Here is a 22365-nt window from a genome sequence, read left to right as displayed (position 1 = left end):
AAAAATAAAATTATGAACGACGCACATTTTCATTTAGTAATAAATCATATGCCCATTGTAGGAGTGTTGATTGGTTTTTTGGTATTACTGTCAGGTTATATTATAAAAAGCTCTCAAGTAAAGACAACGGCGTTGGGTATTTTCATTTTTAGCACCTTAATGGCTATTGCAGCCTATTATACTGGTGGAGGGGCCGAAAACATAGTAAAGAATCTACCTGGAATTAGCGAGACTCTTATACATAAGCACGAAGAATTAGCGGACATTTTTTTTACAATGATGTTGATTCTGGGCAGTGCATCGCTATTGACCCTATTTTTTCAATTCAAAAAATTCGTATTCGTCAAATACTGTTATGCTCTGGTTCTGCTATTATCTATTGGCTGTGTTGTTATTTCTAAATATGTTGGCACAAGTGGTGGAGAAATAACCCATATAGAAATTAGGAACGACACCAGTATTATTAAATTAGATTCGAACCATGACAGCCTTGACAATTAAAAGTATTGCGATGTATTGTTCAGACATACTTCAAAATGATAAATTCAAGCATATGCCTTTTCACAATCTTGTCCATACCCAAGAGGTAATTGATAATGTATTCTTGATTTCTGATGCGATAGGAGTGCAGCCAAAAGAAGCAGGAATTGTAGCTATTGCAGCTTGTTTTCACGATACTGGCTATTCGGAAATTTATAAAGGGCACGAAGAAGTAAGCAAAAGGTTTGCCGCACAGTATATGGAGAAGGCAAATTGTACTAAAGCAGAAATTGAGATGGTATGCTCTTGTATAGAAGCTACAAAGATGCCCCAAAATCCAAATGATATTTATGCCGAAGTGCTTTGTGATGCCGATTTGTTCCACTTGGGAACAACTAATTTTTTATACAAGAATATGCTCTTACGAAAAGAATGGGAACTGTTTAATGATATAACTATGACAGATGATGAATGGCAAATGCTTAACATTAATTTTTTGGAAGAGCACAGATTCAAGACCACATATGGCAGAGAGATTTTGGAAAATGGGAAACAGGAAAATTTAGATAAAATAAAACAATTGATACGATTACAATGAAAAATGATACTTCCAAAACTTTTATGTATATCTCACATTTCTTTTTCTGTTTGCTTAATTCGGTCCCGAAATGTACAATTACTATAATGTAACGAATGTTATAGATTAAAGCTTTTTAACCAGTGCAAGAATGGCGACAGATTACGAATACATATTAAAAGAATTAGACAATGACCTTGATATTCTTGAAATAGAAGAAGAAGATATATTAGTGAAAGCCGAAAAAGGGATTAAACTTTCAAAACAAACCCTTAAAACAATTAGAAGTATCATTATCGATTATGAATTTGAAACCAAGTTAGAGGAAATACTTTTTTTTAAATGTACTAAACCAAAAATTTACAGTAAACTCATTTATTACGTTAAACTATTTAACATTGAAAGCAAAAGACCAAGGGGAAGTAATAAATCTCAAGTAAAATATTTGAACAGTAATATTGAAAAACTTCAAACCTACTTTAACGACAATCTCGATTTTTACCATTATTACCGTAGGGAAGCTACTGTATTTGATGAACAATATTTTTTAAGAGGTAAGGCAGATATTCGGTTATTCCCAGATTCATTTCATTTTTTTGTAGATGAAGAATTTGCAACAAGCCACGATAGCACCGTGGCCACAATTTTAGCCTACGACCTTTTGATTGTACAGTTAAAACGGGAAATTGATAAATTGGAGAATACAAACAATTATACAAATTTAAGATTGTTACAAAGGAAAACCAAAATTACTTGGACAGCCCATAAAATATATTTAATAGAACTGATTTACGCTTTGCACAGTACAGATGTCATCAACAATGGTACTGTTGACATTAAAGATATTGCCTATTTTGTTGAAAAAACATTTAAAGTAGACTTGGGCGATTATTACAGAGCCTTTCTGGAAATACGGATGCGTAAAAATGGCAGAACCAAATTTTTGGATATACTGAAAAAGCAGTTGACCAAAAGGATGGATGATACTGATAACGTAAAATAAAAACACCCAAGATGGTTCAACTTGGGTGTTTCTCATTTTGAGGAAAATCTTATTTTATTTGGTGGTTTTTAGATAGGGTATTTTTTTTGGAAAGTACCAAAACCCACTATTGTATTACATTGAAAATGAGAGAAAAAAAACACCCAAGTAGCCATAACTTGTGAATAAAATCCATCAAACTACCCCAATTTTGTAGAACGAAAGTCAAATCAGGTCAGGGGCTATCATTTTAGATGAAAGCAAAACGGTAGTCCCTTTCTTCTAATCCGTTCTATTATGCCTACAAGTATTATTACCACAGACGACCTTCGAGAGTTCAAACTGGAACTGCTCGATGATATCAAGGAACTACTCAACAGCCAATCTGGCCGTATTACCAAAAGGTGGTTAAAATCCCCTGAAATAAAAAAACTTTTGGGAATCTCTTCCGGCACTTTACAGAATTTAAGAATCAATGGCACATTACCCTACACCAAAGTTGGCGGTGTACTCTATTACGATTATGAAGAAATAATGAGCGTAATGGAAAATAACAAAATTCATAACAAATTTTAAAATCGTTTTGGAGCAGGTCAATTACATCAAGCACTTGAACGCCGTATTCTTACAATTCTCAAAAGACGGTCGTTTAAATCCCACGCACATCAGTTTATACGTGGCATTATTCCAGTTGTGGAATAACTATCACTTTCCAATGGAATTCTATATCAACCGAGAAGAAGCGATGCGGTTTTCCAAGATTGGGTCAAAAACAACTTACCATCGTTGCATCAAAGAACTGCACCATTGGAAATACCTATTGTACGAACCCTCACACAATCCGTTTAAAGGTAGCCGAATCAAGATGTTCAATTTTGGGACAAGTGATGGACAAGCTCTGTACCAAAACCCTACCAATATCGGGACAAGCAATGGACAAGCGGTGGTATCTATAAACAAACATATACAAACAGGAAAAAACAATACAAATGATACTAAACTTGACCAGCCAAAAAATGAAAATGAAGTCATTGATTTTTTTGAAAAGGAAAATTGGCCAGAATTGGAAGCAAAAAAGTTTTACAACCACTACCAAGGTATCGGTTGGAAAGTAGGTGGAAAAACAAAAATTGTCGATTGGCACGCCACAGCTCGCAACTGGATGTTAAAAGCGGACGAGATAAAAGAAGAAAAAACAATGGTCGCAGTTAGCCAAAATACGGACAACCTAAAGACAAGTTCCAACAAAAACTACAATGAACCCTTATGAATCCCCACAAACCACATATCATTATCGAGGGTAGCGTTCAATATTCATTGGGAGAACTGAAAGACAATCAAATGCTTTATGATTTTGATAAAATGCTCATTTACCTCAATGCCAAAGGAAAACTGTTATTTGGCAAAAAATTTAAAATTTTTGAGGAAGACCGCGATATTGTTTACAAACTCTGTAATTTTTACATCAAGGATGAAGCTAATTGCAAAAAATTGAATATCGACATAAATAAAGGCATTTTACTTTCTGGTCCCGTTGGTTGCGGAAAAACCAGTTTAATGAAATTGTTACGTCATATTGTGCCACATCAGAAATCGTATGAGGTTATACCCACACGAAACATTGCCTTTGCATTTAACAATATTGGCTACACCATTATTGAAAATTATGGCGATAAGAGATTTTATTGTTTTGATGATTTGGGCGTAGAACCAACCGGAAGGCATTTTGGTAAGGACTGTAATGTAATGGGCGAAATCATACTTTCTCGCTATGATTTATTTTTAAGCCACAAAATTAAGACCCACGCGACTACAAACCTTAATGCCAAAGAATTGGAGGAACGTTACGGGAATAGGGTTCGTTCAAGAATGCGACAATTATTTAATTTGGTTGCTTTCGATAAGAGTAGTCGTGATAAAAGAGATTAAATCTAGTTTTGGTTTTCTTCCTCTAAATGAAGCAATTCGTGAATCATATCGCTTTCATCCAAATATTGAGCCAACCAATCTTGTTGGGAAAGCCAATTGACATACTTTTTATCAAATTCCCAAATAGCTTCAACATATTCCCCTCTATATTTACCGAAACTAAATTTCGTTCCAGAATCTTGTCCCTCAACTTCAGTATCGAACAATTTGTGATAGGTTTCCAATAAACCTTCTTCCCTGCATCTATAATATAGCCATTGTTTTTTATAGCCTTTGTATTGTCTTCTTTTTTCAAGGTATTTTACTTTTTCTACATCAGATAAAGCCTTGCAAGAATTTTGTTTGGTTTTTGGTTTAAACAACCAACCAAAGGCCATCCCCAAAGTATTTTGAAGGACATTTAAAAAGAAAATTGCAATTGCTCTCATTTTTTTAACTTGCCATTTATTGACGTAATTAGGACATTAATTTACGAAAAATACTTGAAAAAATTTAAGTCTTACATACAAAAAGACATTGGTTATTTTTTAGCGAATGATTTAAAAACAATAACAACTTCCCTAAAAAAAGAGAAAATTACTTCCCTCAAACTCTTTACAATTTCCATAAATATTTCCTTCATAATTAAATATTTAAATAGTTATACAATCCCATTAAAATAGCCAAGGCCATTGCTCTTATATTTTTAAGCTTTAAAAAATAGTCCGCTTCATCGGTGCTCGAAATAAAGCCCATTTCGATGAGTATAGCAGGGCGAATTTCGATATTTTCACGTAGCACTTGAAAATTTGCGAATCGAACTGCTCGTTTTTTAAAGCCCAATTTCAGAGTGCTTTCTTCCAAAATGGACAATCCCATTCCGATAGATTTCTTTATAAATACTTCTTCGTCGTTGGTATTATGCACGTAAACGTCCATTCCTTTTGCCGATGTATTAGAGGCATTGCAATGTAACGATACAAACACATCAGCCTTTAAGCTTTCAGCCAATCGACTTCTATCAGTTAAGGAAATTAAAGTGTCCTTATATCTGGTCGAATACATATCAAACTCGTTATTTAAGAGGGTTTCATTTAGCCTTATAATCTCTTTGGCAATACTTAACGATACATCCTTTTCTTGAATACTATTTGTACCGATTGCACCAGTATCTTTTCCACCGTGTCCAGGGTCGATGATAATGACTTTTTGTTGACCGAAAATCACACAGAATTGTAGCATCAAAATCACAAAACTGACGTTTTTGGGCGTTACCCACTTCCAAAATTTTAGAGTTATCAACATAGCACTTTTCAATTTTCATAAAATTTGATACCAATTCGCATCAAATAAAAACAATTGATATCAAAACTTATTTTATTCACAATTTGCTGATTATCAGTTATTTGTGTCGTAATATACACTATTTTTCAAATATCAAAATTGACGTAAAATCTAAATCACTTTGATTATGAAAAAATCACATTATGTAACCATCTTATCATTGCTTATTTCAAGTACAACCTTTGCACAAATCGGTGGTATCGAAGATTCCGTAAACGATGTTTCTGATACTATTCGAACCATTTTCCCCATTATTCTGGGTGTTATTTTTTTAATTGGCTTCCTATTCAATGCCGGACATTTCTTTGGCGAAAATGCCGATTTAAAAAAAGGCATTACCCGAGTATTGGTCTTTGTATTGATTGCGGGAGCAGTAGTGGGCATCTTTACGTATCTCATTAGCATCGTAGTGTAATGAAACGATTCGAGGTCTATAAAAACATACGCAAGCGAGCCGTGATAATGGGTCTGCCCATATCATTGTTCGCTTTAATGATGACCGTTGTTATCAGTTCATTGCTGTTCATCATCTTTTCGTTCAGCTTTACTGTTATCATTTCAGTATTTCTATTGAACGGTGTATTGTATATCGTATTGACTCACATTACCAAAAACCCTGCATTGATGCACATCAAAAAGGTATTCCCACAAACAATTAGTAACAAAAAAGGAAGTCGTCTGTACTATGAAGGCCCATAATGGGCATTTAACTAATAACCAATATGAAGAAAATTAACCTATCAGCATATCATCCTATTTTGGATATTCAAGACCATATCCTGTTCGCTAATAACGGCAATGTGGTATTGGGCTATCAAGTGGACAATCCTGAAATCTATTCCCTCGCGGAAAAAGATTTTGAGGATATTCACGGTTCGTGGTTTCAAGCGTTTAAATCATTGCCTATTGCCACGGTTATCCACAAACAGGACATCTATCAGAAAGCTGAATATTTGGCGGAAGAACTTCCGAACAAAAGCTTTTTGCAACGTGCCACACACGATTATTTTAAAGGTCGGGAATACATTAAACACTCTTCTTACCTATTCTTTATACTTCCGCACAATAAAGCTTTGAACGCACCGAAGTTTACCAACCCATTCCGCAAGGTCGAAAAGGGCATTCATAAGCAAATGGACCATAACGTTCAGGAATTTATTGCTTCTGTTAACGATGCCGTTTCCTTTGTAAATAACAGCCGGAAAGTGTCATTGATGCCTTTGGGTATCGATAAAGTCCTGTCATTGACCAATGCTTATTTTAATGGATTCAACGAAGGATTTGATACCGACATTCAATTGAAAAAAGCGAATATTGAAATTGGCGACCATCATTTTGATGTGCTGGCCATCAATAGCGAATTGTGTTATGGCGATGTGATTCAGAGTAGCAAGACCAATGATAAATTTACTTCGGACGACTTTGTATTCCACCAAGGATTTATTGACGGATTAGGGTTGAATCTCAATGAAAATCATATTGTCAACCAAATCATTTATTTGGATGATAAGCACAAATGGCGAAAGCTGTTGGACAAGAAAATTGAAGAACTCAAAAAGAGTTCCAATTTTGGAACACAGAACAAAGTCATCTTAAAGAAGATTGAAGACATTGTTACCAAAATCAATGAGGACGATAGTTCAAGAATTATTAGGGGTCATCTAAATATTATATTCTGGGATAAAGATGAAGCACAATTAGAAAGAATTGCTTCAAAGATAAAAACCGAGTTCAAAGAATTGGATATAGTGCCTTATTATCCAAAAGGCGAAGAACGCAAGCAATATTTCTTAAACTCATATTGCTGTTTTACTTCCAATTTTTCTAATGAGGATTTATACGTAACCGATTTAAAACACGCTCTTTGCCTGTATATCAACAATACCAATTATCAATCGGATGCCAAAGGTGTCATCTTTAATGATAGGCAACATAACATTCCGGTATTAAAGGATGTGTGGGATGAAAAGAAGAAACGCATCAAGGCTCGAAATTTTGCCATTTTTGCACCTACGGGAGAAGGAAAATCCTTTTTGGCAAACAATATTCTACGGCAGTACTTCGAGGTCGGCGTCCGACTGGTCATTATTGATTTAGGTGGTTCATATTCAAAATTCGCCAAGCTCTATCCAAACGACCATATCATCCTTCGCTATGAACAGGGAAAAAATTTGGGTATCAATCCATTCTATATTTCTGATGTCAATGATTTGACACCAGAGCGATTGGAAGATTTGGCAATCTTCCTTTTGGAACTTTTAGCTTCAGGAAAGGAAACTACAAAAGCTGAAGAAGTTGCAGTCAAAAAAGTGCTTCGATATTACTATCTACAGAATGTAGATAGTACACATTCCCTTGAAAACCTGTACCAGTTCGTCGATGCTAAAAAGGACACTCTCTTAAAGGAGTTGCATATTCAAGAGCAACATTTCAACATCTATGATTTTTTACACATCCTTTCAGAATATGTAGATGATGGTTTGTATAGCTTTTTGTTCAACGTGAGTGAAGACCAGACCTATAAAATTGAAGATAAAAGATTAATCGTTTTTGAACTCGATGAAGTTAAGGACAACAAGGAAATCCTTTCCGTAATGTTGAAGCTGATTAAATCTGCCATTCAAAGAACCATTTGGAGAAATAAAGCCGAAAGGGGAATCATCCTATTCGACGAGTTTGCCAAACAACTCAAATTCGGAAATGTACTGGAAAGTGTGGAATTCTACTACCAAGCGATTCGAAAACAGAATGGCGCAATTGGTATCATTCTGCAATCCATCAACCAATTACCCAACAATTCTACATCGGCAAGCATTCTTGAAAACACCCAAGTAATTTACAGCCTTCGTAATGAAAAAGGCTATACCGAATTAAAAAACAGGCTCAACCTGTCCAGTCACGATTTAAACCAGTTAAAATCCATTCGTAACAACCTTACAGGAACACGAAAATATACCGAAATGTTCATCAAAATAGGAAAGGAAAGCAACATTTTCCGATTGGAAGTACCGCCCGAAGTCTTTGCTGCTTACCTCACGGATGGCAAAGAAAGCGAAGACATTATGAAGCTTTTTGAAAAACATCAAGATATGGAGAAAGCCATTAAAATATTTATTAATTCTTAAAAATAAAAATTATGAGACACACTATCAGAAATCTAATGTTATCCGCACTATTTGTAGTGCTAATTGGAAGTAAGGCTTCGGGCCAGGGGATGCCTGTGTATGACAACACAAACTTTATCTCTTTTGTAAAATCATTATTGGAATCCGGTAAACAGACTGCCAATTTAATGAAAACGGTAAAATTCCTTAAAACACAAAAGGAAAATATCGATAAGGTAAACAACGTCATCAAGCAACTTCAAGCAGTCAGGGAACTGGCAAGAAACAACCAACGATTGTATGATGTTGTACAGGATGATTTGAGGGAAATCCTCAATTCCCCTTTTATCAAGCCTGGCGAAGTTACCCGCATTTCAGATTCCTTTGATGCCATCCTTCAAAACTCTATGGCTGGTATGGAATATATCGACCAAATACTGTCCAGCGACAATCTGAAAATGACCGATGCCGAACGTGCCGAAGTCCTCAAAGAAAAAGAACTGGAATCCAAGGAAATGGTAGCGGAAATTGAGGCAAAAACCAGACGCTATCGAGAGATTATTCAATTTAGAGAAATGCAGCACAAAATCAATAACCGAGAAACCGATTACTAATGTCAGGTATTTTTTTAGGCATAGGATTAGAATATGTGGACACTATTTTTCAAACGATAAAAAATAGTGATTTCTCGCAATATACTATTGCCGGAATGAAGACCTTGGCCATATTGTTCTTTCTCATCAACATCCTAAAAAAGTACAATGAAGGCGTTGCTAACAATGAAGGCTATACTTGGGGTTTGACCCCTGCGGAACTGGCAAAAAACTTTGCAATAGTGATTTTGGTCATTTTTTCCACACAGGTATTGGGCGTTTTCGACACTATATTGGTGGCTATCGAAAACCAATATCGGGACACGGCACCCGCACTTCTTCCTTTACAAATGCAAGATATTGACATCGAACAGGATGTAAGTGCTTGGGATGCCGCCAAAAAAGCAATGGCAATGCTTTATGAAGCGTTAGTTACACCTTTATACGGCTTAAAAATACTATCCTTTATTGCCGGAATATTTCTCTGGCTTTTGGATTTGTTCATTTACCCCTTGTTCCTTGCAGAGAGATTCTTTTTGTTGGGCATAATGCAAGCTTTTTTTCCATTGGTCATCAGTTTGGCTGTTTTTGAAAAATTTAGGTCGTTGGCATACAATTTTTTCAAGTTGTATGCAGGTGTTTATATGTTAGTGCCAGCCTTCTTTCTGGTCAATGTTTTCGTGAATAATCTTTACACCGAAATCAACACCAATTTCTGGAGCGACTTATTTGGTACGGATTGGGGAAGCAATTTTTTCGCACCGCTTTTACAGTTAGGGTCTATCGGATTTATTGTATTGCTAAAATTCAAATTATATAAACGAGCGACCTCGTTCACTTTTAAACTCTTTACAGGCTGATAAGTGCTTAAAGCACATTTGCCAATTATCAATCATAGAAAAAAATGAAAACACCATATAAGAATATTTACAACATCTTAAAGCTCAATCGCTTTATAGTATTGACCGTCGTTATTGGAGCTGTGCTAACGTGCATTATTTCTGTATTGATGGTCATAAAGCTGCATAAAGAAACGGTTAATAATGCTTTTGTAGTCAATTCGGACGGAAGTGTTATTCCCTTGAAGCTGGTATCTCAACAAGAAAATTTAAAAGTAGAAGTCTTGGCACAATTGGAGTTGTTTCACACCTATTTCTATAACATTGATGCCAGCAATTACGAAAAGAACTTGGAGAAAGCCTTGTGGTTGGGCAATAGTTCTGTAGATGCTCTGTATCGACAGAAAAAGGCCGATGGAGTCTATAACCGTTTGTTGCAGTATTCGTTGGTTCAAAAGGTATTGAATATCGAATCAAAAGTTGATATTCAAAACGAACCCTACAAGTTTGAAACGAAAACCATTTTTGAAATCAATAGAGGTACTATCACAGATACTTATGAGTTGACCACTACTGGAAATTTGATTCACGTAGATAGAAACTTTCCAAACAATACCCACGGACTGCTAATTACCAACTTTTTTGAAAGCACATTACAAAAATTAGAAAATTATGAAAGTAGAAAAAAATAAAATAGTCTTTGCCATCGTGTTGGTATGCATCCTGCTTTTTATAGGTGGCTATGCAATGCTTGTATTGGACGAGGACGAAAAACCGACCATTGAGAACAACCAGATTCCTGTACCGGAACTGGAAGACGACCAAAAGGAATACGATTCCAAATTGGATGCCCTAAACGACTTAAAGGAAGTTAGGGAAACCAACGCACCAAGTATTTATGATGAACGGCTGTTGGATTCCACAGGCGTATATGACCCTGATTTATTGGACAAGAAAAAAATGCAGATGGTAGATAGCATTTACCAACAAGGGCAGATTCGATATTCAGATAGAACGTTTGAAAATATCAATCCAAGATACTACCCACCAAAACCCCCTGATGAGAAGGAAAAAGACACAACGGATGCTATTGAAGAAAAAGAAACGAATATTGAAGCCAAAGAACGTGCTTTGGAGCATCAACTTTTTTTTGCCTCGCATCCCATTGAAAATGATGATTTGAATTCAAAAAATATCGATGATTTCATCTATGTACGGGTAGATGGCACACAGACCGTGAAAACCAATTATCGATTACAAATGCGGTTGATAAAAGATGCTAACATTTATGGACAACGCTATTCCAAGAATACGCCTGTTTATGGATTTGTCAATTTTAAACCCAATCGTACAATCATAGACATTGAGAATATCAATCATCAACCAGTAAAATTGAAAGCCTATGATTTTCAGGATGGTAGCGAAGGCATTTATATTGAAAACAGTTTTAGAGCTGAAGTTACCAATGAAATCGTTGGAGATATGGTAGACGACATTAATATTACGGGAGTACCGCAAATAAGCGGGTTCAAAAGAATATTCCAACGTAATCGCAGAAATGTAAAGATTACGATTACCGATAACTATAAGCTTATCCTAAGACTTCCCAAAACCAAATACCAAGGAAAACCTCTAATGGGCAATTAAATATATATCACTATGAAAACATACATCACATTACTGCTGCTAATTTGTTCAATATCAATACAAGCACAAAAACCACTTGACACCATTTACGCCAACGATAAGAAGAACGTTGCCCTATTTTTTCCCGACCCAATACGACAGGGCATTACCGGAGCATCCCATTTTGTATTTACTTACAATCGGGAAAAAGAGCAGTATTTTGGTTTGTTACAGGCAAAGCCAGGCACTGAAAGCAATCTATTGACCGTCACAAGTGACGGCAAGGTGTATTCCTATATTCTGAAGTATTCTGAAAAACTTCCAGAACTGAATTATTTTATCAATGAAAATGAAAGCATTGGTAGTGAGCTTCCGAAAAAGATTAAGGAGAAGCAAGAAGTTAAACCATTGAACGAATACGCCAATAGGATAACGCATTTTCAAAAACTCAGCGAATACCTTTTAAAGACCAACTTCGAGCATATAGAAACAAAACGAAAAAAAGGGATTAAGCTACAACTACAAAAAATGGCATACGATGCTTCAGAAGTATACTTAGTTATCGAGGTCAAAAACAAATCTGGAATCGATTTTGAAATAGACTATCTCAACGTATATATAACCAATGGAAACAACAAACGAAAATCCTCTTATCAAAGATTGCAACAAGAAGTGATTTACAAACACAAAATGCCATATTCCATTACAGATAGCAAAAGCCAACGCTTTGTTTATGTAATTCCAAAGGTTGTTTTAGGCAATAATGAAAAGTTGATGCTGGAGTTGCAGGAATTGAAAGGGAGCAGGAAGGTAGTTTTGGAAACTAAAATTTAAGAGGTGTTATCACCTCATTTTTTTGTGATGAAAAAAGTATCTTTGTTACAGATGTAACAAATTAGACACGAGCTAAAAAGATATGAAAGAAGAAAACAAACCCGAAATAGTAAAAGTAAGTACGGAAATAAAAACCGTTTCTTATGACGTACAATTAAGAGACTTTGAAAACGGACTTCAAAATTTTCTTGCAACACATAATTTACCAACAGAAGGAATATTTGTGGGTATTCCAGAAAGAACAAATGTTTTTAAAAACGTTGACACCGTTTTAGACCAGGTGGGATATGCTGAAAAGGAGAAGTCTATCTATCTCTCTAAATTTATCGCGGGAGTTGCTTCAGGACTTTTTGATGCTGCATTGAATTATTTATGGGATGAGACAATTTTACAAATTCGTAAAAGAGTCATTCAATATGATATAGAATACTTCTACGATAATGCTGTAACAAATGTAGATAGAAGAAAAAAGCTAAAAGATGAAAGTGACCTAACCAAGGTTGACGATTATGACTTAATAAAGGGAGCAAAAGAAATTGGCTTAATCTCTGATTTAGGATTTAAACATTTGGAATATATTAACTATATGCGAAATTGGGCAAGTGCAGCTCACCCCAATCAAAATGAAATTACAGGTCTACAGTTAGTTTCTTGGTTGGAAACTTGTGTCAAAGAAGTAATTACCCTACCTATTTCAGACATTACAATTCAGATTAAACAACTGCTAGTTGGTGTTAAAAATACGAGTATTTCTGACAAAGATGCTCAAGAAATTTCAGTATTCACAACAGAATTAACACAAGAACAAATTGACAATCTAGCTTCGGGTTTTTTTGGAATTTATGTAAAACCTGATACAGATAGTCAAACCCATCAGAACATAAATAAGCTATTACCTTTTATTTGGGGGCGGGTTGATGAAGACAACAAACAGACATTTGGACTTAAATATGCGAATTTTGTAGCAAGCAATAGTCAGACTGAAAAAAAACTTGCACGTCAGTTTTTGCAAGTGGTTGATGCAGAAAGCTATATTCCAGATGACTTAAGAGCAATTGAAATAGAGACAGCTATTGAAAATTTACTAAGTGCACATAGAAATTTCAATAATTTCTATAATGAACCATCTTTCGCTAGACAACTTAAAAGAATAGTAGGAGAACCCTTGAAAGTACCAAAAGCTATTAATAAAAGATTTGTTATGGCAATCGTTGAAGTTTTTTTAACAAATGGAAATGGAGTTGCTACAGGTGCGAATACTATTTACGAGGATATTTTATCAAATTTAGACGCTCATCAAGCAAACATAGCAGCGCTCTCATTTAGTGACACAAAGATTTCAAGTCGACTACAGTTCAGTTTGTGCCAGCGAAAATTCAAAGAACTATTGAATATAGTTAAGCCTAGTATTACATCACCACCAGTAAATGACCTAATTCAAAAAATAGAAGATTTTAAAGGAAATCCTTCAAGACTTATGAATGACAAAACTATTAAGACAAGTTTTGAAAACTTAAAGACCTTGCTTAAATAAAGCCATTGATTAACAACTACAGTCGTCACACCAATCACAAAAAATAGGTAGGCTTATAATAAAATATTCAGTTTGTGGGTTTATTTTTCCCTACCCGTCTTATATCCAATTCGACTTCTGTTTTGTTGTCCAGTCTGTACTTTGTCCTTTTGAAGAAGATAGTTTAATGCTTCGTGAATATCCTTAAATTTTAAGTCCATCTCCTTTTCGAGTTGGGCAATACGCACCTTTAGATTCCCATAATCCGTAAGATGTTCCCGTAAAGCTACAAAAGCTCTCATAATGGATATGTTTACGTCAATCGCCTTGTCGCTGTTAAGTACGCTGGAAAGCATTGCCACACCTTGTTCAGTGAAGGCAAAAGGAGTAGTCGGGCTAAATTTGATATTCTCTGGAAGCTTATCACAATTTGTGATAACCTCTTTCCACACTTCCTTTGAAAGCTGAAACATAAAATCATCTGGAAAGCGTTTTAGGTTACGCCTAACGGCTTGTTTTAGCACTCTGGTTTCTACTTCATAAAGTTCGGCGAGGTCAAAATCAAGAATTACTTTGTTTCCCTGAATGTTATGAATTTTAGTTTTTATTGTTGATAGTTCCATTGTATTTTTATTTAAGGGTATTATGAATTTTGAGATGCTACTTTTGAGATAGATTCATTTTCTATCTCATTGAATTGGGCCCTTAATTTTTGCATATCATCACTCACTTTACGTTCAATAACCTTGGCATAAATTTGGGTTGTAGATATTCGGGAGTGACCCAATAGTTTTGAAACTGTCTCAATGGGCATCCCATTACTTAATGTAACCGTTGTAGCAAATGTATGTCGAGCAATGTGGAAAGTGAGGTTCTTTTTAATACCGCAGACATCGGCAATTTCCTTTAAATAAGAATTTAGTTTTTGATTTGAGATTTTAGGAAATATACTTCCTTGTGATATTGATTTACGATTGCTCTTGTATTTTTCAACAATTTGCATCGCCTTTGGCAACAAAGGTATTCGTATGGGCTTTGTCGTCTTTTCTCGTTTGTAATAAATCCAAAGTTCACCATCAATTCCAATACAGATATTATCCGTAGTTAAATGGATGACATCGATATAACTTAAACTGGTATAGCAACTAAAAACAAATAAATCCTTTACCAATTCCAATCTCGGAATGCTAAATTGTTTATTTTCTATCTCTTGAAGCTCTTCGAGATTTAAAAAGCCCCTTTCGTTTTTAATGAATTTAGATTTGAAATTGATAAACGGGTCTCGTTGAATCCAACCCAATTTAAATGATAAATTTATCATCTTTCTAAAACGCTCGATATGCTTCATTACGGTATTGTTGCCCATTGGCTTTTGATGGTCTTCTGGTATGTAGTCCCGGAGATATTTCTCAAACTTTATGATAAAGTGATAATCAAGTTCCCGTAAATAAAGGTCTGTGGTCTTATAGGATTTCGATAAAAATTTGGAGATATAACTCTGTGTAGTGTAATAATTTTTTTGTGTTCCCCACTTTAATTTGTTTACCATATCTTCATTATGGTAATTGATAATATCTGTAATGGAGCGATTATTTTCGTCATTACCGAAGTATCGAGCCTTAACTACCTGTGCGGTAATCAATTTATGCTCATTCATTAAATCGCGATAACATTTAAACAGATGATTGTAAGTTTCATCCAAATAGCTATTAAGGATTCTTGATTTTTGGCTTGTTCCCCGAGCTCTGTTTTTATGGACATCCCAATCAGACACTAAAACTTTTCGTTTTAAACTGATGGTAGCCCGTTTACCATTTACCGTAATTCTTGCGTAAATTGATGCTTGGTCATTTTTTGCCCTGGAGAAGTCTGCCCAGAACAAAATACTGAAGGTGGAAGATGTTTTCATTATTTCGTCTTTTAGTTAACAATAATTCGTTGTTATCAGACGAAAGTCAAATCACTTATAAAGATACATTTATTTATTGATTAACAGCCCTTTGGTCATAAATCTGGTCAACACTTTTTGAAATTTTAATTTGTTATCCGATTTGTTGACGTTTTTAATCAAAACATATCAATTCTTATGATATTCTTAAAAACAGAAAAACCTGTAAATCATACGATTAACAGGTTTTTATTATAGATTGATACTATAATTAGTCGGGGTGGCAGAACGCGCACCTATCTCTATATGCCTTGCTATCAGTGGATTTTCAAATTTTAAGCTTTGAAAGGTCACCGAATTGGACTCAAAATTTCAAATTTTATTGATCTGTATTAATCCAAATCACGCTTTATAAATATACCAATTTTTTCGGCAGTCTTGATTTTATTGTTCGATCTGATAGGTGACTAAGTTGTTTAAATTTAAGTAAACCTATTTCAGTAAATGACAGTAGTTTCTATTTAAACGAGCTTTTAATATTCGTTCATATGATTAGTTGTTTCTTCCATGATTGTGATTATATTATCTCCATTAATAGTGAATTGAAAATATAAGTTATTAATCCTGCAAAACTGGTTGAAGTGGAAAACAAATTCGTTTTTATTCTTAAACCATGCTTGTATTGCCTCGGGAAGATGCAAATTTGGATCCAAACATATAACATTTGAATCAGGGCCTATGGCATAGGTGCTTTTACTTATTATAAATGGATTCTTTCCTTGAATATTTTTTCCATAAATCCAAAAATCAACTGGCTCCAGAAGGTTTATCCAGAATTTTTTTTAAATTAAGTATTGGAAATCAGAAAAATTTTGAAATACTCCAAATATTCAACGGTATTGATGGGAAATTATTGGAACTTTATAAATCTCACTTAGGTGTCTATATGTCTAAAGCGGTAGATAATTTGTACATCCGGGATGTACAAGAGCAATGGATTAACTAGCATCTTATGATTCTTGTGGAATAAGTACAGCATGTTGTTTGGTCGCGCATGCAGGAATCGCGACACGCTGTTAAAATTATATAATATGAAAAGCATAAAATTATTTGGATTATACTCCCTCACTTTTTGTCTAGCATTAATTCTAGCGATATCAGTGATAGATCTTTTTGTTTTAATCGATTATTTCAATTTCGGTCAGTATATATATTCCTTCTTCCTTTTTTTGGGATTATCTCTTATTTCATTTGGCATAATATTTTTCCTTGAAAAAAAAGGATATTACAAATATTAAAATCCAAACCGCTTTTCGAAGCAAATTAAGGGGGAATAGCAAGAGGATAACACGCTGCGCGATGTTATGGATTATTCCCTCCTTAATTTGACTCGAATTGACACCATTTGATTTTAAATTATAGAATTACTGAAAATTTTGAGAAGAAGTTTTAGTAAAAAATGCTCTCAGCCCAGTAAAAATGATATGTTTTTTACTAAAAAATGAAAATTAAGCCTTGGTTGCTTACCACTTTAACCATTTTCCGCTATACTCCAAACGATTAAAGAGGCGCGCTCAAATTATCTTGAACCCAAGCCAAAAATTGATTTTTGACTAGCGTCCGCTTGATTCGTTTTCATTACTAACTCTCTACTGTGAGAAGCGATTTGATTTCGCGAAAATTTACTTTCCGAGCCTTACCTTTTGATTTACAATTACAGAATTTGAAATTAGCGGTCTGCATAAAGCCGCCTTGCTTTTTATAATACCGTATCTAATTTCAAATTCTGATTATGAAAACACATCAAAAGGTAATGCATACAGCTCTAAAAGAAGTAAATGGATCACCAGCTTCGAAACTTATCAAATCAAACACAAATACAAAAGATAGCTGCACCAGATAAAAAAAGTAAATGGCTTCTGATCAAGAATTTGCAGCTAGCTTGTTACCATTATATGTGGTTTGTAAATCAAACGATTTCAATGAGTATATGCCTGATACCCTGGGGAATTAATTTTATTATTTTATCTTTCATCCCCTTTAAAATATTAACAGCGAGGATAATACCTCAAGATTAAAATTATTGAAAGTGAAAAATTTAGCGAAAAAGGATGAGGAGTTTGATAAAATCTACAAAGAGTATAAAAAAAATTTAAATAGATCCTATCTAATAATTCTAGTTCTAGCGCTGATTATCCTAATTTTACTTCTTTATTTTCTGTAAGAGAAATGTAATTCAAATCAGGAAATTTTTTAAGAGGAAACTATTTACTTTCAAAATAGCTCTATTTTCGAAATAAGATTTAATTCATCAGTTTTTCCATATCGGTACTTAATTTACTCTCCAAAACCCGAGCATAAATTTGAGTAGTTGAAAGTTTTGAATGTCCTAATAGTTTTGAAACTGACTCTATTGGTATTCCTTTAGAAAGAGTATTTGTGGTTGCGAAGGTATGCCTGGCAACATGAAAAGTTAGCTTCTTATTTATTTTAAGATTAATAGCTATCTCTTTTAAATACTTATTCGTTTTCTGATTAGAATATACTGGTAAAGCAAATCCTGAGCAATCCGATTGTTGTTGGTATTTCTCAATGATCTCCATCGCTTTAGGAAGAATTGGAATCTTCACCGGTTGCTCTGTTTTTTCCCTTGCAGTAAAAATCCATTTCCGTCCATCTATCCCAATTACAATATTTTCTGGCTTTAGATTTTTTACATCTATCCAAGATAAACCAGTATAACAAGAGAAGACAAAAACATCTCTTGTTTGCTGATGAGAAATTCTATCGAATCGATGTTCTATTAACTTTTGCAGTTCTTCTTCGTTTAAAAAGTCTCGTTCTGACTTTTTAAACTTCAATTGAAATTTAGCAAAGGGATCTTTATCTACCCATTCCAGTTTTTGAGCCAGGTTAAGCAGTTTCTTCAACCGCTCCAGGTGTTTCATAGTACCGTTATTCGTTAAAGATTTTCGGTTCCTTTTGGGCTTATAGTTTCGAAGGAAATGCTCGAAATCTGTAATGAACTGGTAATTGATTTGTTTCAAAAAAATATCATCGGTCTTAAAATGTGTTTTTAGAAACTTATATAGATACCGCTCTGTCGTATAATAATTCTTCATCGTTCCATACTTCAGAACATCTTTCATATTCTCAGTATGATAGTTTAATAATTCCGATAGCTTTTTAAAAGAGTCATCTTTACCTAAATATCTGGCTTTAATTCCTTGGGCAGATATTAATAGGTTCGAATCGTGTAATTGGCGGAAGCATTCATAAAGCTGGTTATAGGTACGATCTAAAGATCGGTTTACCTGTTGGCTTTCCATACTACTACCTTTCAATCTGCTTTTGCGCTCATCCCAGAGATTCAGGGAGATCCTGCGTTGCAAACTAAGTTCTACTCGCTCTCCATTAAGGGTAATTCTTGCATAAAGAGGAGCCTGTCCATTTTTGGATTTACTGGTTTTGGGAAGAAAGACTATCCCAAAGGTCACCGAATTTCTCATAAGATTCGTTTTCAAGGTTAAACAAAATGCGTGAAAACGAAAGTCAAATCAATACTTCGGGCAGATTACCCTACAATTTGAGGTCACCGAATAGGTCACCGAATCGGACTCATTTTAAATGATTTAACACCAAATTCTATGAATGCCCTAAAACAGCAAAACCTTGAAAATCATACGATTAACAAGGTTTTGATGCCATTTAATTATGGTCTTGGTCGGGGTGGCAGGATTCGAACCTGCGGCCTCCTGCTCCCAAAGCAGGCGCGATAACCGGGCTACGCTACACCCCGATACCGAATTATCGGGCGGCAAATATAATAATTATTCGGCCACGGCAATAAAAAGATTGATTTTTTTATATCTTAGTTTCTTCAGAATTTTAAAAATTGCTCTGATCTATGAAAAGAACTTTACTCGCATTATCTGCCATCACACTCTTATCCTGTAACGACCAGGTAAAGACTGACGCTTCCGCACAGGTTTCGGAAGAGCAGAATACGGCAGATACCACTTCCACACCGGTTCCAGATCCTATTCCGGCAGAAAGCAATAGTGATTATTCCGCAGAAATCGTGGTGGACGGTTTGGATATTCCCTGGGGAATGGCCTTTCTTCCTGATGGGAGCATGCTAATCACTGAGAAAAAAGGGGAGATCATTCTGTTTAAAGATGGTAAAAAAACCAGCATACAGGGTGCTCCGGAAGTTTATGATCGCGGACAGGGTGGATTGCTTGATATAGAACTGCATCCGGATTATGCCGAAAATGGCTGGATCTACCTCACCTATTCTTCCAAAGAAGGTGAAGGTGACGGTGGAAATACGGCCCTTATGCGCGCAAAATTGAACAACGGAAAACTTACCGGGCAGGAAGTCCTCTATAAAGCGAGCCCAAATACTACGAAAGGACAACATTTTGGTTCCAGGATTGCTTTTGATAAAGAAGGATTTCTTTATTTCAGTGCCGGGGAACGAGGTGAAAGAGATGTGAATCCGCAGGATATTACGAGGGATAATGGCAAAATTTATCGTTTGAATGATGATGGATCCATTCCGCAGGACAATCCGTTCATAAATGATGACAGCGCCAAAAAAGCTATTTTTTCCTACGGACATCGAAATCCGCAGGGAATGATTATGAATCCGGAAACCGGTGAAATATGGGTTCATGAGCACGGCCCACAAGGCGGAGATGAGATCAACGTCATTAAAAAAGCGGCAAATTACGGCTGGCCAGTTCTTACTTACGGTGAAAATTACGATGGCACCCCAATAACAGAAGAACGTACCCGGCCAGGAATGGAAGATCCAATCTTCTACTGGCTACCTTCCATCGCCCCAAGCGGCTTTGAATTTGTAACTTCGGAAGAATTTCCTGATCTCAAAGGAAACCTTTTAGTCGGAAGCCTTAAATTTCAATATTTGGAATTATTAAGACTAGACGGAAAAAAAATCGAAAAACGGGAAAAACTACTGGAAGATATTGGCAGGGTACGCAATGTGAAGCAGGGACCGGATGGAAATATCTATGTTGCGGTAGAAGGAAAAGGAATATTCAAACTCAAAAATAACAATTAATGAAAAGAACAATTTTGCTCCTTGGTTTAATCGGGCTCATCTCCTGTAAATCTGACAAGAAAGAGGAAGCATCGAGTGAAGAGGAATCTTACACTATTCCGGCAAAAACTGAAGCTAAGAATCAGGTTGATCCTGAACTGGCGGCCAGCATTAAAAGAGGTAAAGAAGTTTACAGCGATCTCTGTGTGACCTGCCATTTACCAACAGGAAAAGGAATCCCAGGCACCTATCCACCATTAGATGGTTCAAACTGGCTTACTGAAAAAAGAGAGGAAAGCATTCGCGGGGTCAAATATGGACTTCAGGGAGAAATTGAGGTAAACGGTGAAATATACGATAATGTGATGACTCCAATGGGACTTAGTGACCAGGAAGTTGCAGATGCTTTGAATTACGCCATGAACAGCTGGAGCAATAAGATCACCGATATGGTTACTGAGGAAGAAGTTAGCAAGATACAGCCAGAATAATCGATTAACAGTATCCCTCTAAAAATTAATGTTTTAACTGAAACAGCCAGATTTTAGAAATTTTTAATAGTCTAATCCGTTATAAAGCATATATTAGTAGGCAAATTAAGAGTTTTAACATGTTAAGTTAAAATATTTTTAATATGAAAAGGTGCATATTTGTTTATTCAAATTTATTCTATATTGCACCGAATTTAATTTAAAACGCTAAAAAGCAACTTAATCATTTCACCTATGAAAAAATTATTTACTTTAATGAGCTTGTCGTTGCTTCTTTTTTCCTGTTCTCAGGATAGTGAAGTAAGCGATATGAATGTAGACGAACAAAATGCAATGAACCTAGACGAACAGGTTGCGGCAGGCATGTTTGACAATTCTAATTTAGGAATTTATGAAGGAGTTTTCACTACTTTGGATGGTCAAAACCAGGCTACAATTCGCATCGAGATGGATAGCAAAAACAATCCACTTGTAATGTTTGTTTTTCCTGAAGGAGATATGAAATCTTTTCGTTCAAATTCTAAGGCTGCTAAAAATCAGATCAACAATTTACATTTTGAAAGCGATTCTTTCGAATTTGATTTCGATGTTAATGATGATGGTAGTAATCCAGTGGTTTCTAATATTACCTATATGGAGAAAAAGGGAGATGTGATTATCTTCAAAGAAACCTCTAAATCGGCAGTGAGTCCTAGAACAGGAACGTATTCTTGTATTGATTGTGGAACTCATCCAGATTTGGGCGTTGGGAAAACACAAACTTTTAATGCTGTTCTTCGTGATGGTGTAGGTTCTCCTGAATCAAACTGGGATTTCCAATTTACTTTAGGCTCTAAAGTTTATTTAGGCACTGGTGCTCAGAGCGGTTGTGAAACAGCTTTTGGTCTTACTACATGTGATGTTATTGGTGAAGGTCAAGGTGGAAGTGGTCCTTTTTATATTAATGGATCTCATACTTATTATTCTGCTGATGCCGTTAGCTCTTGTTCTCGAATTGAAGGTAATATTCTATACGATTCATACTTTAATAATCTAGACGCTGAATTAAGCTTTAAAACTAATGGACCAACTGGGGAAGGTAATAATTGTCCATAAAATTTAAAGACTTTATTTAAGGAAAA

22 protein-coding genes and 1 tRNA gene are annotated in these 22365 nt (G+C 35.2%); 17 read left to right on the top strand and 6 right to left on the bottom strand.

Translation table 11 applies throughout. The features are described 5' to 3' along the window. Positions 1-12: 12 nt before the first annotated feature. The 6 genes from GRFL_RS13310 to GRFL_RS13285 all read left to right on the top strand — a co-directional run bounded on the left by GRFL_RS13310 (position 13) and on the right by GRFL_RS13285 (position 3968). A complete protein-coding gene (locus tag GRFL_RS13310; RefSeq protein ID WP_083645092.1) occupies positions 13-501 on the top strand; it encodes a hypothetical protein in 489 nt (162 codons plus the stop codon). Then, on the top strand, positions 482-1078 hold the full coding sequence (locus GRFL_RS13305) for an HD domain-containing protein (protein ID WP_083645091.1): 597 nt from the start codon (positions 482-484) through the stop codon (positions 1076-1078). The genes GRFL_RS13310 and GRFL_RS13305 overlap by 20 nt, the downstream gene beginning before the upstream one ends. 130 nt (positions 1079-1208) lie before the next feature. Continuing rightward, positions 1209-2060 carry an RteC domain-containing protein gene (locus tag GRFL_RS13300; protein ID WP_083645090.1) on the top strand — a complete coding sequence of 284 codons (852 nt, stop codon included), beginning with the start codon at positions 1209-1211 and terminating at the stop codon, positions 2058-2060. Between the two features lie 276 nt (positions 2061-2336). Beyond that, entirely contained in the window at positions 2337-2615 is a 279-nt protein-coding gene (locus GRFL_RS13295; RefSeq protein WP_083645089.1) for a helix-turn-helix domain-containing protein, read from the top strand. A gap of 7 nt (positions 2616-2622) precedes the next feature. Beyond that, positions 2623-3309 (top strand): hypothetical protein, encoded by a 687-nt coding sequence (locus GRFL_RS13290; RefSeq protein WP_083645088.1) that lies wholly within the window; start codon positions 2623-2625, stop codon positions 3307-3309. Then, positions 3306-3968, top strand: a complete 663-nt coding sequence (locus GRFL_RS13285; protein WP_083645087.1) for a P-loop NTPase family protein — start codon at positions 3306-3308, stop codon at positions 3966-3968. Before GRFL_RS13290 ends, GRFL_RS13285 begins: the two co-directional genes overlap by 4 nt. 2 nt (positions 3969-3970) lie before the next feature. Here GRFL_RS13285 and GRFL_RS13280 read toward each other — a convergent pair whose 3' ends face one another. Then, a complete protein-coding gene (locus tag GRFL_RS13280; RefSeq protein ID WP_139839259.1) occupies positions 3971-4396 on the bottom strand; it encodes a hypothetical protein in 426 nt (141 codons plus the stop codon). A 196-nt stretch (positions 4397-4592) separates the two neighbouring features. Then, positions 4593-5264, bottom strand: coding sequence for an N-acetylmuramoyl-L-alanine amidase family protein (locus GRFL_RS13275; protein WP_236995798.1), 672 nt, complete (start codon positions 5262-5264; stop codon positions 4593-4595). Positions 5265-5418: 154 nt separating this feature from the next. On the opposite strand from GRFL_RS13275, the gene GRFL_RS13270 reads away from it, so the two are divergent. The 8 genes from GRFL_RS13270 (at position 5419) to GRFL_RS13230 (ending at position 13821) form a co-directional block, all read left to right on the top strand. Then, the gene (locus tag GRFL_RS13270; RefSeq protein ID WP_025743366.1) at positions 5419-5706 is read left to right on the top strand and encodes a hypothetical protein; all 288 of its coding nucleotides are present in this window, start codon (positions 5419-5421) and stop codon (positions 5704-5706) included. Between the two features lie 307 nt (positions 5707-6013). Next, complete coding sequence (locus GRFL_RS13260; RefSeq protein WP_083645083.1) at positions 6014-8416, top strand: TraG family conjugative transposon ATPase; 2403 nt, start codon at positions 6014-6016, stop codon at positions 8414-8416. A gap of 35 nt (positions 8417-8451) precedes the next feature. Further along, positions 8452-9009 (top strand): conjugal transfer protein, encoded by a 558-nt coding sequence (locus GRFL_RS13255; protein ID WP_423738279.1) that lies wholly within the window; start codon positions 8452-8454, stop codon positions 9007-9009. Beyond that, the gene (locus GRFL_RS13250; protein ID WP_083645081.1) at positions 9009-9848 is read left to right on the top strand and encodes a hypothetical protein; all 840 of its coding nucleotides are present in this window, start codon (positions 9009-9011) and stop codon (positions 9846-9848) included. The genes GRFL_RS13255 and GRFL_RS13250 overlap by 1 nt, the downstream gene beginning before the upstream one ends. A 44-nt stretch (positions 9849-9892) precedes the next feature. Further along, positions 9893-10519: a conjugal transfer protein TraK gene (locus GRFL_RS13245; RefSeq protein ID WP_083645080.1), complete on the top strand. Its 627-nt coding sequence runs from the start codon at positions 9893-9895 to the stop codon at positions 10517-10519. After that, on the top strand, positions 10500-11474 hold the full coding sequence (traM, locus tag GRFL_RS13240) for a conjugative transposon protein TraM (protein ID WP_083645079.1): 975 nt from the start codon (positions 10500-10502) through the stop codon (positions 11472-11474). Before GRFL_RS13245 ends, traM begins: the two co-directional genes overlap by 20 nt. Positions 11475-11486: 12 nt before the next feature. Next, positions 11487-12287 carry a DUF4138 domain-containing protein gene (locus GRFL_RS13235; RefSeq protein WP_083645078.1) on the top strand — a complete coding sequence of 267 codons (801 nt, stop codon included), beginning with the start codon at positions 11487-11489 and terminating at the stop codon, positions 12285-12287. Between the two features lie 82 nt (positions 12288-12369). Beyond that, complete coding sequence (locus tag GRFL_RS13230) at positions 12370-13821, top strand: hypothetical protein (RefSeq protein ID WP_083645077.1); 1452 nt, start codon at positions 12370-12372, stop codon at positions 13819-13821. A gap of 80 nt (positions 13822-13901) precedes the next feature. Here GRFL_RS13230 and GRFL_RS13225 read toward each other — a convergent pair whose 3' ends face one another. The 4 genes from GRFL_RS13225 to GRFL_RS13205 all read right to left on the bottom strand — a co-directional run bounded on the left by GRFL_RS13225 (position 13902) and on the right by GRFL_RS13205 (position 19487). Continuing rightward, positions 13902-14423, bottom strand: coding sequence for an ORF6N domain-containing protein (locus tag GRFL_RS13225; RefSeq protein ID WP_083645076.1), 522 nt, complete (start codon positions 14421-14423; stop codon positions 13902-13904). Positions 14424-14443: 20 nt separating this feature from the next. Further along, positions 14444-15709, bottom strand: a complete 1266-nt coding sequence (locus GRFL_RS13220) for a site-specific integrase (protein ID WP_083645075.1) — start codon at positions 15707-15709, stop codon at positions 14444-14446. A gap of 2282 nt (positions 15710-17991) precedes the next feature. Further along, positions 17992-19197, bottom strand: a complete 1206-nt coding sequence (locus GRFL_RS13210; RefSeq protein WP_083645073.1) for a site-specific integrase — start codon at positions 19195-19197, stop codon at positions 17992-17994. Positions 19198-19409: 212 nt separating this feature from the next. Next, positions 19410-19487 (bottom strand) — tRNA-Pro (locus GRFL_RS13205). 108 nt (positions 19488-19595) lie between these two features. On the opposite strand from GRFL_RS13205, the gene GRFL_RS13200 reads away from it, so the two are divergent. The 3 genes from GRFL_RS13200 (at position 19596) to GRFL_RS13190 (ending at position 22339) form a co-directional block, all read left to right on the top strand. Then, complete coding sequence (locus GRFL_RS13200; protein ID WP_083645072.1) at positions 19596-20774, top strand: PQQ-dependent sugar dehydrogenase; 1179 nt, start codon at positions 19596-19598, stop codon at positions 20772-20774. Then, the gene (locus GRFL_RS13195; RefSeq protein WP_083645071.1) at positions 20774-21244 is read left to right on the top strand and encodes a c-type cytochrome; all 471 of its coding nucleotides are present in this window, start codon (positions 20774-20776) and stop codon (positions 21242-21244) included. Before GRFL_RS13200 ends, GRFL_RS13195 begins: the two co-directional genes overlap by 1 nt. A 234-nt stretch (positions 21245-21478) precedes the next feature. Continuing rightward, positions 21479-22339: a hypothetical protein gene (locus tag GRFL_RS13190; RefSeq protein WP_083645070.1), complete on the top strand. Its 861-nt coding sequence runs from the start codon at positions 21479-21481 to the stop codon at positions 22337-22339. Positions 22340-22365: the final 26 nt, after the last annotated feature.

Source organism: Christiangramia flava JLT2011, from assembly GCF_001951155.1.
Classification (GTDB): Bacteria; Bacteroidota; Bacteroidia; order Flavobacteriales; family Flavobacteriaceae; genus Christiangramia; species Christiangramia flava.
Note: the sequence above shows the minus strand (reverse complement) of the source record. Positions and strands in the feature narration are given on the sequence as shown.